General features: G+C 46.1%; 13 protein-coding genes. 8 read left to right on the forward strand and 5 right to left on the reverse strand.

Going from position 1 to position 15,532, the window contains the following annotated elements; all coding sequences use genetic code 11:
- Positions 1–749: 749 nt before the first annotated feature.
- From R7R78_RS22820 to hemC, 4 genes are read right to left on the reverse strand one after another with little or no spacing between them, the layout of a single operon-like run.
- A complete protein-coding gene (locus R7R78_RS22820; RefSeq protein ID WP_225474269.1) occupies positions 750–1,931 on the reverse strand; it encodes a heme biosynthesis protein HemY in 1,182 nt (393 codons plus the stop codon).
- On the reverse strand, positions 1,931–3,142 hold the full coding sequence (locus R7R78_RS22825) for a uroporphyrinogen-III C-methyltransferase (RefSeq protein WP_225474270.1): 1,212 nt from the start codon (positions 3,140–3,142) through the stop codon (positions 1,931–1,933). Before R7R78_RS22825 ends, R7R78_RS22820 begins: the two co-directional genes overlap by 1 nt.
- Before the next feature lie 17 nt (positions 3,143–3,159).
- A complete protein-coding gene (locus R7R78_RS22830; RefSeq protein ID WP_053350816.1) occupies positions 3,160–3,888 on the reverse strand; it encodes a uroporphyrinogen-III synthase in 729 nt (242 codons plus the stop codon).
- Positions 3,889–3,890: 2 nt separating this feature from the next.
- Entirely contained in the window at positions 3,891–4,829 is a 939-nt protein-coding gene (gene hemC, locus R7R78_RS22835) for a hydroxymethylbilane synthase (RefSeq protein WP_005383388.1), read from the reverse strand.
- A 346-nt stretch (positions 4,830–5,175) separates the two neighbouring features.
- Here hemC and R7R78_RS22840 point away from each other — a divergent pair, with 346 nt between their 5' ends.
- Positions 5,176–7,704 (forward strand): class I adenylate cyclase, encoded by a 2,529-nt coding sequence (locus R7R78_RS22840; RefSeq protein WP_225474271.1) that lies wholly within the window; start codon positions 5,176–5,178, stop codon positions 7,702–7,704.
- Between the two features lie 69 nt (positions 7,705–7,773).
- Here R7R78_RS22840 and cyaY read toward each other — a convergent pair whose 3' ends face one another.
- Positions 7,774–8,088 (reverse strand): iron donor protein CyaY, encoded by a 315-nt coding sequence (gene cyaY, locus R7R78_RS22845; RefSeq protein ID WP_225474272.1) that lies wholly within the window; start codon positions 8,086–8,088, stop codon positions 7,774–7,776.
- A gap of 74 nt (positions 8,089–8,162) precedes the next feature.
- On the opposite strand from cyaY, the gene lptM reads away from it, so the two are divergent.
- The 7 genes from lptM (at position 8,163) to R7R78_RS22880 (ending at position 15,408) form a co-directional block, all read left to right on the forward strand.
- Positions 8,163–8,279, forward strand: coding sequence for an LPS translocon maturation chaperone LptM (gene lptM / locus R7R78_RS30000; RefSeq protein ID WP_005378746.1), 117 nt, complete (start codon positions 8,163–8,165; stop codon positions 8,277–8,279).
- Positions 8,280–8,340: 61 nt separating this feature from the next.
- Positions 8,341–9,594: a diaminopimelate decarboxylase gene (gene lysA, locus R7R78_RS22855; protein WP_033907276.1), complete on the forward strand. Its 1,254-nt coding sequence runs from the start codon at positions 8,341–8,343 to the stop codon at positions 9,592–9,594.
- Positions 9,595–9,604: 10 nt separating this feature from the next.
- Entirely contained in the window at positions 9,605–10,435 is an 831-nt protein-coding gene (gene dapF / locus R7R78_RS22860; RefSeq protein WP_225474273.1) for a diaminopimelate epimerase, read from the forward strand.
- Positions 10,429–11,160 (forward strand): DUF484 family protein, encoded by a 732-nt coding sequence (locus R7R78_RS22865; RefSeq protein WP_017636089.1) that lies wholly within the window; start codon positions 10,429–10,431, stop codon positions 11,158–11,160. Before dapF ends, R7R78_RS22865 begins: the two co-directional genes overlap by 7 nt.
- A complete protein-coding gene (gene xerC, locus R7R78_RS22870; RefSeq protein WP_225474274.1) occupies positions 11,126–12,058 on the forward strand; it encodes a tyrosine recombinase XerC in 933 nt (310 codons plus the stop codon). The genes R7R78_RS22865 and xerC overlap by 35 nt, the downstream gene beginning before the upstream one ends.
- An 8-nt stretch (positions 12,059–12,066) precedes the next feature.
- The gene (yigB, locus tag R7R78_RS22875; protein WP_225474275.1) at positions 12,067–12,783 is read left to right on the forward strand and encodes a 5-amino-6-(5-phospho-D-ribitylamino)uracil phosphatase YigB; all 717 of its coding nucleotides are present in this window, start codon (positions 12,067–12,069) and stop codon (positions 12,781–12,783) included.
- A gap of 138 nt (positions 12,784–12,921) precedes the next feature.
- On the forward strand, positions 12,922–15,408 hold the full coding sequence (locus R7R78_RS22880) for an EAL domain-containing protein (protein WP_005383644.1): 2,487 nt from the start codon (positions 12,922–12,924) through the stop codon (positions 15,406–15,408).
- Positions 15,409–15,532 lie beyond the last annotated feature (124 nt).

Consider the following 15,532-nt stretch of genomic DNA (forward strand, 5'->3'; position numbering starts at 1 on the left):
GGTTGAAAGCACCGGTCTTGAAAACCGGCATACGTTAATAGCGTATCTAGGGTTCAAATCCCTATCTCTCCGCCACTATTAAGAAGCCTCGCTAGAAATAGCGAGGCTTTTTTCATTTCCGCACATCTTTATTACTCTATCTGTGCTTGCCAAAAATCAATTCCATATGCGATCTACTTTTCGACAAAGTAATATTGGTATCGGTCTTGGTTGTGACGTTTTGATTTTTGCTAAGAAGTGCAGTTGCCTCTAAAGCTGTTCATCCTCATCACTGCATGCTGTCCCGATAAGGTTGTTGGAGATGCTTTGTTAAGGTGTTGAACCATCTATTGCCTTATCGTTCTCTTAAAGCACTACCATTGCTTCTCTAGCCCCTTTTACTGGATAGACCGAACAAATAAGCATACTCAAATAGCCACTGTTTCACTGATGTATCTTTTTGTTTTGCTCAGTCTAGCGATGCGTGTGCTCTAATGCCTAAATCTAGCTACGTCTTAAAACCATACATCAACAGGCTAAAGTTACGTATTCCTGCATCTTTTAAAATTGTTTTGGATTCTGCTGGAATGACAGGATCAGAGTAGTCAAAAGAGAAGAGTGAAAGTGAAACGATAGTGAGTTACTAGGAAGTCGGGCACTACTTGGGAACCAATGAATTTGATAAACATATTGATGTAAGGACTAAAGGGTTAATAGCAGGCAATAAAAAAGCCGACAGTGAGCTGCCGGCTTGGTTAGATGACTGCTACTTAGTCGTTCTTGACGAGCGTGAGAGCTTTACGAGAGACTTCGTGAGCAGCTTTGGTTAGATTTTGCTTCTCTAGTGTGTCTGCTAGGAATGCATAGTCAGAGACGTCAGAGCGAAGCTTTAAGGCGATCTCAAAGTGATCCTGGGCTTCTTGCCACTTCTCTTGACGGAAATAGAAGTGCGCTAATGCGCTATGGGCAGCGGCGTTATCCGGTTCTTTCTTCACTACTCCCTCTAAGAAGACCACGACAGGGTGGGTATCTGGCAGGTTTAGATCTGGCAGAAGTTGATAAAGCTCTGGGGCAGGTTGTTTTTTTAATGCTTCTTTTAGCACGGTAAAGGCTTCTGCATCAGCTTTTCGTGTGATGAGTTCTCGAGCAAAACAGGCTACGAGGGGTGTGTCTTGTTTCACTTTACGTGAGAGACTATTCCAATGGGAGATTAGCCCTTCGCTACCTTGTTGTTGCGCTACTTCATGGAGTAAGCCGCACTGCGCCTTTTGAATCAGCTCTGCATGTTCTTCTTCCGTGATGAGTTTTGCTTTGGTTAGTTGTGGCAAGAGGTCAATAAGAGGTTGCCACAACTTTAGCTGCATGTACGTTGTTTTCAGCAAGTTCAATACAATAGAGTTACTCGCATACTGACTTTTTAACGATTGCAAGGTATCGAAAGCGGACTCGAACTCGTTGTCGCGGATAAATTGTTTCGCTCGAGTCAGTTCTACTGCGAGATGGGCGTTCTCTTGTTGGCTCGCTAGCGCTAGATAGTGATCTCGTTTTGCTTTATCACCTTGGCCTTGTGCGGCTTCAGACGCAACCAAGTAGCAAAGCAGCGGCATATCGTGATGATTTGCCCAGCGAGTTACTTTCTTCTCAGCACCTTTCCAGTCACCTTCTAGAAGTTTAATAATGCCTTCATTGGTGTATCGGCGGGAATGGCGCATTTTGCGAACACTGAAGTAGTTCCATGTTGTAGAACTAGCATAAACTAACTTCTTAATCAGGTACTCAAGCAGAAAAAGACCTGCGAGTGCAGCGATAACGAAAACCACTAATGTCGTTACGCTCATCTCGATCGTTTTCTCGGCAATGGAGATGAGTACATAGCCTTGCTGACCAGAAAACTGGGTGCCAACAAATAGTCCTGCGCCTAGTACAACAAATAGGAAAATAAGACGAAACATTACTTATCCTCCATGCCTGTCATCGTTGTGACTTCACGACGTAGGCGTTCACGGATGACATCTGATAGTTGAGACTGACTTTGCAGTTTTGTTGGGTATTCCACTTGAATATTTTGCTGACTTAGTAGGTTAACCGTTTTGTTGAACTCTTTAACAGAATTATCGTCTTGGTTGAAGAAAGCTAATGCCCATTTGTCTGCTGTTTTTAGAGACGTGGTGTAAATTTCACCTTGCTCTTGGTACACCGCTTTTATTGCCGTTTCCAATTTGGCTTTGATGTTTTCTTTCAGGTAAAAGTGTTGCTCAGGAGAAAGCAGTGGAATGACGTTACCATCGCGCGTGCGGAAGGTAATGAAGTTTTCTGAAAAGTCCTTCAAAGAGGTCATTAAGTTATCTTGCCAGTTTGCGATATCTTCAGACACTTCAGTGTTTTCTACGGCTTCAGATTCAGGTAGCAGTGCATTGGCGAGAGGGAGCTTGTCTACTTGCTGTTGTAGGGCAGTTAAGCGTAGTACCAATCCATCACGGTCAATTAGCGGGATCGTGCGCAGTTTGGTGATATCGTTCGCCATTGCTTTACGTAGTTTGACGAGGCTAGGGTCATTCAGTGCTGCAATGCGTTGGTCTGCACTTTCCATCAGTTGAGTCGCGCTTTCTACATCGTGCTCTAAGAACAATTTACGACCAGCTAATTTGACAAGGTAATCGGCTTCCGCTAATAGCCAGTCGTTTGGTCGACGACCTTTCACATCGGCAACGGCGAGCTGTAAGCTTTCAATGCTCTTCTGTTGCTGTCCAAGTACCACTTCCGCTTTGTGTGTCACGGTTGTTGCTTTCTCGATGGTTTCTTCTTGTACCCGGCTGAGTTCTTGCTTCATGGAAGCTTGAGTGCTTTCTAGCTGACTTTTTAGTTGGGCGATCTGCGCTTGGTAATCGGCTTGCTGTTGATGCAGCTTGTACGCGAGGCCACCGCCAAAAATAATCGATAAGATGATAGCGACCGTACCTAGTTTGACACCACGTTTACCTTGTTTTTCTTCAAACTCGACTTTGGTTGGCTCTGCTGTTTTTGGGGGCTCGGCCGCTTGTGGTTGCTCTTTTTTAAGGTCCGCATCCTGCTGCGATGTGGTTTTTTCGACTAGCGGTGCCGATGAGGTTTCTTCGGAAAGGTTTTTATCGTTATTTTTTTGGTCGTTATTTTTACTTGTCATGCCTATATCCTGTGTAGCTAGGGCTGGAGAGCCGCCAGTAATTCTTGGTTGGATGCGCTTCCCGTGCATCTCACGCGAGTGAACCCCCTTTGAATTGCGATGTCAGCGATACGCTGACTGGGGATATACAACTCTTGTTGATTAAGCCAAGTCAATTGCTCCGACGTCAATTGGCTGCACAAATAATCCAGTTGTTCACCACTGGTGACAATAATCTGGTTAATTTGTAGGTTTTTCCATAGTGAGATACAGCTTACTGGATCGAATGGGATGAATTCTCTCTTGTAAGTCTCACTATAGTGAACTTTTGCGCCACGCCTCACCAATGCATCTTTGATCAGCTCTCTTCCGCCGTTACCACGAAGGATAAGAACTTGTTGTTGTGCCACATTGTTGAGCTCTGGCAGTCGCAATAAGTGTTCACTATCACTGACTTGGGGATAGTGTACTTTCTGTTGGGTACATTTGCTTAAATAGTGTGCTGTTTTTTGACCAACGGCAAGGTAAATAGCTTGTTTCGGCCATGACATCCCGTTGCTGGCTAAGATTTGCTGTGCACATTGCACTGCATGTCGACTAACAGCGATAACAATTTGAGCTTGATGTAGATGTTTAGAGAGGTGCGTGTCCGTGAGATCGGCGACAATGTCGATCAGAGGATGGTGATATGCGGAAATGCCGTGCCTTTCGAGCAGAGAGCAAAGCGCGCTGCCTTGCTCTCCCGGCCGAGTGACCAACACTGCCATGGTTATTCGTGATCTGCGTACAGCTTAGTTAGGATTTCACGAGCGCCGTTATCTAGCAGCTCATTGGCTAGCTGCACTCCTAATGCTTCGCCATCTTTACGATGGCCACGAATTTCACCACGAACAATTTCGCTGCCATCTGGTTCGCCAACTAATGCGCGTAGCCAAATGTTGTCGCCGTCTAGCAGGGCATAGCTGCCGATAGGTACCTGACAGCCGCCTTCTAGGGTCAGATTCATTGCGCGCTCACACAAAACGCGGTCTACGGTGTCTTGGTGGTTAAGTGGCTCAAGCAGCTTAAGCAGTCTTTCATCGTCAAGGCGGCACTCAATACCGACAGCACCTTGGCCTACCGCTGGTAGTGATTGCTCTGGTTCGATAAAGCTACGAATGCGCTCTTCAAGCTTCAATCGTTTGAGGCCAGCCGCAGCAAGAATGATTGCATCATACTCACCCGCATCTAACTTACCAAGGCGAGTGCCCACATTACCGCGAAGCTCTTTGATGATGATGTCCGGACGATATTCTTTCAGTTGGCATTGACGGCGCAAACTGCAAGTACCAACCACGGCACCTTGAGGGAGCTCATCAATGTGGCTATAGGTATTAGAGACGAAGGCATCACGAGGATCTTCACGCTCACAAATGGTCACGAGGCCAAGGCCTTCTGGGAAATCGACGGGTACGTCTTTCATTGAGTGAACGGCGAGGTCTGCACGTCCTTCTAGCATCGCGATTTCAAGCTCTTTTACGAACAAGCCTTTGCCGCCAACTTTTGCTAGTGGTGTATCTAAAATCACGTCACCTTTGGTCACCATGGTTACTAACTCGACTTCCAAGCCAGGGTGAGCGGCTTGAAGGGCGTCTTTAACAAAGTAAGCTTGCCATAAAGCAAGAGGGCTTTTTCGAGTTGCAATGCGAATCGGTGTGGATTGTGTCATGATCTTCTCAATGCTGTTTGGATTTGGGTTTATCCTACCATTCTCATCAAGAAATGCTTACTGTTAGTTCGTTATCTCTGAAGGCTATGAATGGAATTACATGACGTTATGAAAATAGTGTGACTGGATTCTCAATTAGGCTAAGGACTATTATTAGTAATAGGTAATAAGAGCGACACTACCGCGCGATTAATTTTGTGACTAAAGTATGGTTTTGTATCCAGAGTGATACGCGGGCGTGAAGCTTTACCCGCACCAATAAAAGTGTTAAATTGATCACGTTTTTAAGCCATTTTGGTTTAAAACGTCAGCAGATTTTCGTGATTGTTCAACCAAGGAATTCCCCTTGCAGGCTTACACCCAAAAAATCATCCAGCGACTAGATAATTTGAATCAGCAGCGAGTTGATCGCGCGCTGGCGCTTATGGATTCGCAAAGCCAGCAAGTCTTCCATTTGATTCCTGCCTTGTTGAACTACAACCATCCTGTAATTCCTGGCTATTATGATGCCGATGTCCCGTTTGGTGTGCATGGGCTTGAACTAAATAGCATTCAGCAACAATTCATAGATGATATTCAACTTGCCATTGGTCAGCCGCTCAAGACGGTAGAAAAGCCCGCTATATTGGGTTTGTACACCATGGGCAGTACCTCCTCGATTGGTCAAAGTACTTCCAGTGATTTGGATATTTGGGTGTGTATTTCTCCAGAGATGGATTGTGACGAACGCGAGTTATTGACCAATAAATGCCTACTCATCACGGATTGGGCACAAAGCAAAGGCGTGGAAGCGAACTTTTTCTTAATGGATAAAGAGCGCTTTAGAAGCAATCATTCTGAGGAGATGACAGGTGATAACTGTGGTTCATCTCAGCACTTACTTTTGCTAGATGAATTCTATCGTAGTGCGGTGCGTATTGCCGGACAGCGTTTGTTATGGCAAATCGTGCCGCCAGAAATGGAAGAGTGTTACGACGAGTACGTTTCTCAACTTTGCAGTGATGGTTACATCGACTGTAGTGAATGGATCGACTTTGGTAAATTGAACTGCATTCCTGCTGAAGAATACTTCGGCTCGAACTTGTGGCAGTTATACAAAAGCATCGACTCTCCCTACAAATCGGTATTAAAAGCCATCTTGCTAGAAGCTTACTCGTGGGAATACCCGCATACTCAATTGTTAAGTATCGACACTAAACGTCGTTTCTTTGCCCATGAGCCTGATCTCTATGGCATGGATGCGTACTACTTAATGTTGGAAAAAGTAACCCGTTACTTAGAGCGAATTCAAGACGATACACGTTTGGATTTAGTGCGTCGCTGTTTCTATCTCAAAACCCATGAAAAACTATCTCGTGAGCCGAATGTTGGCTCAGTAGCTTGGCGTCGTGAAGCACTGAGCGATATGATTGCAAAATGGAATTGGGATTCCAGTGTCGTTGCAGAGCTCGATGACCGCCGTAATTGGAAGGTTGAACAAGTAAAGGTGGTACATCATGCATTGCTGGATGCGTTGATGCAAAGCTACCGTAACTTGATTCAATTTGCGCGTCGTAACGACATCACTTCTGCTATCAGTCCGCAAGACATCAGTATTTTGGCCCGTAAACTCTACGCTGCTTTTGAAGTATTGCCGGGCAAAGTAACGTTACTAAACCCACAGATTTCACCTGATCTGCACGAGCCTGACTTGAGCTTTATCGAAGTGAAAAAAGGGGGAGTGAACAAGTCTGGTTGGTACCTCTATAAACAACCACTTATTGCGCACCGCATTTTGGGGCAGCCATACTTAGAACATCATGAATACTTGAGTAAGTTGGTTGCTTGGGCATTCTTCAATGGCTTGATCACTGAATCGACTCGTTTACATGCCGTGGTACGTGAAGCGCAGCTAGATATTGATAAGTTTTACCAAATGGTGAGTGACTTACGAAATACTTTTGCGTTGCGTAAGCGTCGTCCATCTATGCAGGCGCTAGCGAGTCCTTGTGAAATAAGCCAGCTTGCGATGTTCATCAACTTTGAAAATGATCCGACGTCTGAACTTTCTGGTCGTTCGTTGAAAGTGGATGTTAAGAACACCGATATTTTTAGCTTTGGTCCAGAACATAAAAATTTAGTCGGCAGTGTTGACCTTGTTTACCGTAACTCTTGGCATGAAGTGCGTACGCTGCATTTCAAAGGGGAAACGGCGATGCTGGATGCACTGAAAACCATTTTGGGCAAAATGCACCAAGATGCGTTGCCACCAGAATCAGTGGATGTGTTCTGCTATGCGAAGAACATGCGTGGTGTGATGCGTAATATGGTTTACCAGCTTTTAGCTGAATGTATCGACTTACGCTTGAAACCAGTAGAGCAAGAGAAACGCCGCCGCTTTAAAGCGATGCGTCTTGGTAACCAGACTTATGGGTTGTTCTTTGAACGTCGTGGTGTGTCGGTGCAGAAGCTAGAAAATTCCATCGATTTCTACCGCAGCATTTCCACTAACAAACTCAAAGGCTCGCCGCTATTAATGCTCGATCGTGAGCAAGAATATCAAATGCCTGAAGCGGTGGATGGGTTTGCCAGTGAAGGTCTGGTGCAGTTCTTCTTTGAAGATAACGAAGATGGCTTCAATATTTATGTGTTGGATGAGTCAAATCAAGTGGAAGTGTATCACCAATTTAGCGGCTCTAAAGATGAAATGATTTCGTCTGTAAACAGCTTCTACACGTCGGTAAAAGACGATAGTCGCGTCGCGTCTAAGTTTATTAACTTTAACCTGCCTCAGTACTATCAAATTATTCACCCTGAAGAGGGGAATGCGTATATCATTCCTTACCGTAATGACGGTTGTTCACCGAGTCGCCCGACCAAAACTGTGAACGCGTAATTAAACCCGTATCAATAAACAAAAAGAGCACTTCGGTGCTCTTTTTGTTTTGGTGACGATTGACCAGAATTATGCCCAATCAATGGCTTCGCCCGCGTGCTTTTCACATTCTTGCTTCACCATTTCAAATAGCTCCATACCCGTTTTTGAGCAGGTCCATTGACCTTCAATAAGTTTGAAGTGGAAACCACCAGATTTGGACGCTAGCCAGATCTCATGCATCGGCTCTTGGCGATTAATGATGATTTGGCTGCGGTCTTCAAATTCCAATGTCATTACGTTGCCAGTGACTTCGTAATCAATGTCTGCGCCTGAATCATCGATGGATTCTTCGATGATTTGCATCTGCGCATCCACCAGTTGATGAAATTCAGTATCGTTCATCCGTCTATCCTATTGCTTTTCCTGAGTGTGGTGCGATTATAGGGGGCATTGATTCAATAATCACGATATGCGAAATGAAAAAATTAGTTACTGTGTTGTTTGTGATGGTTGCCGCGACCTTAGCGGGGTGTGGTCAGTCTGGCTCACTATACATTCCAGATGACACTCAACAGAATGAGCAATCACAATAAATAACCGCACCTTAGGGTGAAATTAGGGTTCAGCAGTCGAATAAAATAAGGGAAGCGAATTTTGGATTACTTCAACTATCAGGATGATGGCCAGCTTTGGGCCGAAGACGTCCCACTTCAAGCTCTTGCAGAGCAATATGGCACTCCTCTTTACGTATATTCTCGAGCCACGCTAGAGCGCCATTGGAAGGCGTTTGATAGTGCTGTGGGTCAGCATCCTCACCTAGTTTGCTACGCGGTGAAAGCCAACTCAAACTTAGGCGTATTGAACACGCTAGCGCGTTTGGGATCGGGTTTTGACATCGTGTCGGGTGGTGAACTTGAGCGTGTGATTGCCGCAGGCGGTGATCCGAAAAAAGTCGTTTTCTCTGGTGTTGGTAAAACATCGGCAGAGATGAAGCGCGCTCTTGAGCTAGGTATCAAATGTTTCAACGTTGAATCTGAGCCAGAGCTAGAACGTTTGAACAAGGTTGCGGGTGAGCTTGGTGTGATTGCACCAATTTCTCTTCGTATCAATCCAGATGTCGACGCGAAAACACACCCTTACATTTCGACTGGTCTTCGCGACAATAAATTCGGCATTGCGTTTGATCGTGCGCCAGATGTTTATAAATTCGCGCAAAGCCTGCCGAACTTGAATGTGCAAGGCATCGACTGCCACATTGGTTCTCAGCTGACCAATATAGACCCATTTATCGACGCGACAGACCGTTTATTAGCTCTGATTGATGATTTAAAAGCACAAGGCATTAACATTCGTCACCTTGATGTCGGCGGCGGTTTGGGTGTGGTCTATCGTGATGAATTACCACCTCAGCCTTCTGATTACGCCAAAGCGTTACTAGGCCGTCTTGAAAATCACCAAGACTTGGAGCTGATCTTTGAGCCAGGCCGTGCAATTGCTGCGAACGCAGGTATCTTGCTAACGCGTGTTGAGTTTTTAAAACATACTGAGCATAAAAACTTTGCGATTATCGACGCTGCAATGAACGACTTGATGCGTCCTGCGCTATACCAAGCATGGCAAGATATTGTGCCAGTTTCACCGCGAAAGGGTGAAGCTCAGACTTACGACTTGGTTGGTCCTATTTGTGAAACCGGCGACTTCTTGGGTAAAGATCGCGCACTCGTTTTGCAAGAAGGTGATCTACTCGCGGTTCGTTCAGCAGGTGCCTATGGTTTTGTGATGTCTTCGAACTACAATACTCGTACCCGAGCGGCAGAAGTGATGGTGGACGGTAAACAAAGCCACTTAGTTCGCCAGCGTGAGGAGCTGACCAGTTTGTGGCAGCTGGAACAGATTCTACCGGAGTAACACACAACAAATGCATTTCCACTTTTCCAAAATGCACGGTTTGGGCAACGACTTCATGGTCGTCGACTGTATTACCCAGAACGTGTTTTTCTCGCAAGACCTGATCCGCCGCTTGGCGGATCGTCATACTGGCGTTGGTTTTGACCAATTGCTTGTGGTAGAGGCCCCTTACGACCCTGAAACCGACTTCCATTATCGGATTTTTAATGCCGATGGTAGTGAAGTTGAACAGTGTGGTAACGGTGCACGCTGTTTTGCCCGCTTTGTTCGCTTGAAGGGGCTGACCAATAAATACAGCATCAGCGTGAGCACCAAGAAAGGAAAGATGATTCTCAACATCGAAGATGATGGGGAAGTGACGGTCAACATGGGCGTGCCAGAGTTTGAACCGAACAAAATTCCTTTCAAAGCGAAGCAAAAAGAGAAAACTTACATCATGCGAGCAGGCGACAATACCTTGTTTTGTGGTGCTGTGAGCATGGGTAACCCGCACGTAGTGACCGTGGTCGACGATGTGGATACGGCAGAAGTGGAAACTCTCGGTCCGCTGCTTGAGTCGCATGAGCGTTTCCCAGAGCGCGTCAACGCTGGCTTTATGCAGGTGGTGAGCCGTGACCATATTCGTCTTCGAGTTTATGAGCGAGGCGCAGGAGAAACACAAGCTTGTGGTAGTGGTGCATGCGCGGCAGTCGCGGTTGGGATTCTGCAGGACTTGTTGGATGAAAACGTTAAGGTTTCTCTACCTGGTGGTGAATTGCGAATTGCATGGCAAGGCCCTGGCAAGCCGTTGTTTATGACCGGACCTACAACGCATGTATTTGATGGTCAATTATCTTGCTAGTTGAAGAAAAAGGAAACGGTTTGTCTCAAGTAGAAGCAGATGCCTTAACGGCTGAAGTAGTGGCCGAGTACCTCAAAGATCATCCAGACTTTTTTGTGCAACGTCCGGAGCTTGTGGATCGTTTATCTTTCCCACACTCAGACTTAGGCGCGGTATCTTTGGTACACATCCAAATGAATCGCCAACGTCAGCGCATTGAAGAGTTAGAGGAAGAGATCACTACACTAATGTCGCTTGCGGCGAACAATGATCGCACCTTTTACGAATTTATGGATTTGCAGGGGCAGATTCTAAAGTGTGGTGACTTTAAACAAGTCATTCATTCTATCGAAGATAAAGCCAAAGCATTGGGCTTACGTGCGTTTGTTCGATTGTTTAGTCAATGCGACGCATCGATTCAATTGAGTAAGGAAAGTTATCAACGCTTTGCGACCACTCACTTAAATGGCAAAGATGCGTACTTAGGACGTCTTCGCAAAGTAGATCGTGAAGCTTTGTTTGGCAACATGGAAGTGCCGGAAATGGGTTCCTATGTGGTACTGCCGCTCGTGAAACAGCAAACACTGGGCGTGCTTGCTTTTTCTAGTGAAGATGGCGGCCATTTTCAGCCAGATATGGATACCTTGTTTTTGCGTCACCTATCATTAGTAGTGGCACATCTCGCTCAAACACTGGTATGGCAAAGTTACGATGACGACAACTCCCAACACTCCTCTGCCAAATAGTCTGCAAAAGCCTCTTGAGCGCTTCTATGAATTCTTACGAAGCGAAAAGGGGCTTAGCCTACATACTCAGCGCAATTACAAACAGCAGCTAGAAACTATGGCGCAGCACTTAGCTGAAATAGGGCTCAAAGATTGGTCTCAAGTGGATGCTGGTTGGGTGCGCCAATTAGCAGGTAAGGGCATGCGAGAAGGCATGAAAGCCAGCAGTTTGGCAACGCGCCTCTCATCGCTGCGTAGCTTTTTCGATTTCCTTATTCTGCGTGGCGAGATGTCGGCTAACCCAGCCAAAGGGGTTTCAGCACCTCGTAAAAAACGCCCGTTGCCCAAAAACCTCGATGTTGACGAAGTGAGCCAATTACTTGAAGTCAACGAGGACGACCCGCTGGCTGTGCGCGATCGCGCCATGATGGAGCTGATGTACGGCGCCGGTTTACGTTTGGCTGAGTTGGTGGGTGTGGATGTACGTGACGTACAACTGCGTAGTGGTGAGCTTCGTGTTATTGGTAAAGGCGATAAAGAACGTAAAGTGCCGTTCTCTGGGATGGCAACTGAGTGGGTTGGGAAGTGGTTACGCGTTCGTGGTGATTTAGCCGCTCCAGGTGAGCCCGCCTTGTTTGTATCTAAGCTCGGAACGCGTATTTCGCATCGTAGCGTGCAAAAGCGCATGGCTGAATGGGGGCAGAAACAGTCTGTCGCAAGCCATATTAGTCCGCATAAATTGCGTCACTCATTTGCGACACATATGCTCGAATCAAGCAATAACTTACGTGCGGTGCAGGAGCTTTTAGGGCACGAGAACATTTCGACGACCCAAATCTACACGCACTTGGATTTCCAACATTTGGCGCAAGCCTACGACCAAGCCCACCCACGCGCACGCAAAAAGAACGGGGAGTGAGCCGAAGTATGAAATTTTATCGCCGTATCGAGCCTATTAAGGCAATGACCTTTGACCTAGATGATACCCTCTATGACAACTATCCTGTGATCGTTCGCATGGAGCGTGAGTTGCTATCTTGGCTCAAGCACCATCATCCAGCGGTTGCTCATATGAACAAAGCGGATTGGTTTGCTCTCAAACAGCGAGTTGTGCAGCAACAACCCGAGCTGAAGAGCGATGTCACTTTATGGCGTTTAGTGCAACTTCAGCAAGCCTTCTCCCAAGTAGGCTACGACGAAGACGCAGCACATGCCGCCGCGAAAGCCGCAGTAGACGTTGCGTTGGACTGGCGTAACCGTTTTGAAGTGCCGCAGCAAAGCCTCGATGTACTGGAGGAACTCGCGCAGCACATCCCGTTGGTAGCAATCACCAACGGTAATGTGGATTTAGACCGCATCGATCTTGCGCCTTATTTCCAACAGGTACTTAAAGCAGGACCAGATGGATTGGCGAAACCCGCAACCGATATGTTTACTAAAGCGAAGCGATTCTTGGATATTCCTGCGGAGAATATTCTGCATGTCGGTGATCATCTAACCACGGATGTGCATGGTGCAAAGTTGGCTGGTTTTGCAGCCTGTTGGTTTAATGATATGAATAAAAATGTCATTAACCATTCAAAAACACGTACTTTACCTGATATTGAAATCAATAGTTTGCAGCCGTTACTCACACTTTTTTAATTGCTTTCGCATTAATCCATTCTAATCTCATTTTGTGTCTAGAAAAGCAGCGCAAAGCCACGTAAATTATTCTCTATTAAATAAAAATAGTAACGCCACACGTCGTGGTGAAGATAGTGTTACGGCAGTGGTAGGTCCATGCGAGCTTTTTCAAAACTGGTTCACGATGTCAGTCAACTGAATGACTTTTTAGTCACTTTTCCGACTTCCTCAGATAAACAATATTTAGTACAAATATTGTCGACGCAATCGCGCGAAATTACGACCACACTTGCAGACGCCGTTTTGTCGTCGCTGCCGAATGCTCATGTTATGGGGCATAGTACGCGTAATGTGATTCTGGAAGGGGAGATATTTACCTCTGGTTGCCTAGTGAGTGTGATTGAATTTGAGCAAACCACGCTGACTTCTGCGGTACAAACATACTCTTACTCCCCTGACATTGATGGCGGGGAGCTCAAGCGCTCTCTTCTAATGCAGCATAATTCACAGGTAATCCTCAGCTTTGCTGTGCAAATTGAACGACGTGACTATCCCTTGTTTCAAACCTTCGCCAGTGAAGAAGTAGTGATTTCTGGAGGGTTGGCGCAGAGTATTGACGATGGCTGCTGGGTGCTATATCAAAACCGAGTTTACGATAACGCTGTGGTTGCCGTAGCTTTGCACAGTGATACTTTGAAGCTATGGACTGATGCGTATTCGGAGTGGAACCCGATTGGCATGCCACACAAAGTCACTCATGCAAAAGGAACGCGCTTGTATTGTTTAGGTGAGAAGAAAGCGCTGGACGTATACAAGCGTTACTTGGCGGATGGCCATGACGTGACGCTGAGTCAACTGCTCAGCTTTCCTTTGTATCGAGAAAGCTTAGGGCGAAAGGAAGTTTGTACGGTAACGGAGCTGCACGCTGATGGCAGTATGAGCTTCGACAGGCCCTGGTGTCTTGGTGACGAAGTGCAATTTTGCTATAACCATCCCTCGTTAACGCTCGAGCAAGTGCGGCATGGTGTGGTTGAGTTAGCCATGCACCAACCTGAAGTCGTGATGATTTTTAACTGCGCGTCACGGTTAGACTTTATTGACAGCAGCGACGAAGTCCAAGCCTTCAAAGATATTGCGACGACGTTTGGTAGTTACTGTATGGGGGAACTGCATGGTGGTATTGGTCAGCCCGAAATTCTTCATCACAGCCTGACGTATTTAGCGATGCGAGAGGGAGACGAAGTGCAAACATTGAACTTGCCTAAGTCGCCCGTTAGCTCCTCTATTTCACCGTTGTTTAGCTTGATTCGAAATGCGATCGGCGATCTCAACCATATGAACGCGCATATGGGATATCAACTCGATCGCCAAACGCGCAAGTTACAAGAAAGCTATCGACGCGACAGTCGCACGGGATTACAAAACCGGGTCGCATTGCAAGAGCGGCTGAGTAACATCGATTTGGATGAGCATTTGTTGACTCTAAAGCTACTTAACTTTAGTCATATCAACGAAAAATATGGCTACCGAGTGGGAGATCAATTACTCAAAGATCTCTCAATGCACTTTACGAATCGACTACGAAAGCGTTTCGGCATGCCAACGGCTTTGCAGCTTTATAGTATTGGGGTTGGTGAGTGGGCATTCATATTTAAAGCTGACCAAAGCAGCGAAACCATCAAACAGCACTTTACGCGTTTTGCTGATGCGGTAGAACAAACTAATTTTGAGCCAATTGGCCTACGTGAAATAGATTATCTTTCTATCTCGCTATGCGGCGGCTTAGTGAGTCGTCGAGACTTTCCATCCGCTTCAGTGGATGAGCTCTTACTCAAAGGCATCGAAGCGAGGCGCTCTGGTGTACGCAGTAATACCCATATCTGTAATGCGAAAGATATTGAAGTCAGTGAGGATGTGCGTAAAGAGCAACTTGGATGGCTAAGTTGCGTCAGTAGAGCCATTCTCAAACAGAATATCATCACTTATAGCCAACCTATTGTGCATGCGGGTAGCCACAAATTGGCAAGCCAAGAATGTTTGGTTCGTATTCTGGAAGCCGATGGAACGGTGATTGCGCCAGGGCGTTTTCTGCCAATTATCTCTGATACACATCTTTACACTCGACTAAGTCGGCACATGATTCATTCTACGTTGCATTATATGCGAGATAAGCAAGGTGACTTTTCTATAAACTTATCGCCGCAAGATTTGCTCAGTGATAAAACTTTAATGCTTTTAGAGCATGAAATTAGCCAGCTAAATGACCCAAGGCGAATTGGTTTAGAAGTGCTGGAATCTGAGCAGATCAAAGACTACGGCCGAATGATAGAAGTGTGCAGTCATTTTAGAAGCTTAGGGGCGCGTATCATTGTTGATGACTTTGGGTCCGGTTATTCGAATATCGATGAAATCCTAAAGTTGGAGCCAGAAGTCATAAAGCTCGATGGCAGCTTGATTCGTGATATTGATAAAGACTTAAAACAGCGCAAGATCGCTTCCCAGTTGGTGCGTTTGTGCCAGGTGTTTAACGCGGAGACGGTGGCGGAGTTCGTCCACAATCAGGAGGTGTGTACCATTGCACAAGACATGGGGGTGGATTATTTGCAGGGTTACTATCTTGGCGAGCCGACTCGACTGTTTTAATGATGTTTCACGTGAAACTTCTTGTCGTAAAAAACGCAGCGTAGGCTGCGTTTTTTGTTTTCAGCCCTAAACCACCTACTTCAGTAGGTGGTTATCATCCGTTTCGGCTTTGCCTGTAAAACTA

This window comes from Vibrio sp. 2134-1, from assembly GCF_033339495.1.

Bases quoted from the DNA above. Each gene is read 5' to 3' on its own strand.
- yigB (WP_225474275.1), top strand. From the start codon at position 12,067: ATGAAATTTTATCGCCGTATCGAGCCTATTAAGGCAATGACCTTTGAC.
- xerC (WP_225474274.1), top strand. From the start codon at position 11,126: ATGACGACAACTCCCAACACTCCTCTGCCAAATAGTCTGCAAAAGCCT.
- R7R78_RS22820 (WP_225474269.1), bottom strand. From the start codon at position 1,931: ATGTTTCGTCTTATTTTCCTATTTGTTGTACTAGGCGCAGGACTATTT.
- dapF (WP_225474273.1), top strand. From the start codon at position 9,605: ATGCATTTCCACTTTTCCAAAATGCACGGTTTGGGCAACGACTTCATG.
- cyaY (WP_225474272.1), bottom strand. From the start codon at position 8,088: ATGAACGATACTGAATTTCATCAACTGGTGGATGCGCAGATGCAAATC.
- R7R78_RS22825 (WP_225474270.1), bottom strand. From the start codon at position 3,142: ATGACAAGTAAAAATAACGACCAAAAAAATAACGATAAAAACCTTTCC.
- R7R78_RS22830 (WP_053350816.1), bottom strand. From the start codon at position 3,888: ATGGCAGTGTTGGTCACTCGGCCGGGAGAGCAAGGCAGCGCGCTTTGC.
- R7R78_RS22880 (WP_005383644.1), top strand. From the start codon at position 12,922: ATGCGAGCTTTTTCAAAACTGGTTCACGATGTCAGTCAACTGAATGAC.
- hemC (WP_005383388.1), bottom strand. From the start codon at position 4,829: ATGACACAATCCACACCGATTCGCATTGCAACTCGAAAAAGCCCTCTT.
- lptM (WP_005378746.1), top strand. From the start codon at position 8,163: ATGAAAAAATTAGTTACTGTGTTGTTTGTGATGGTTGCCGCGACCTTA.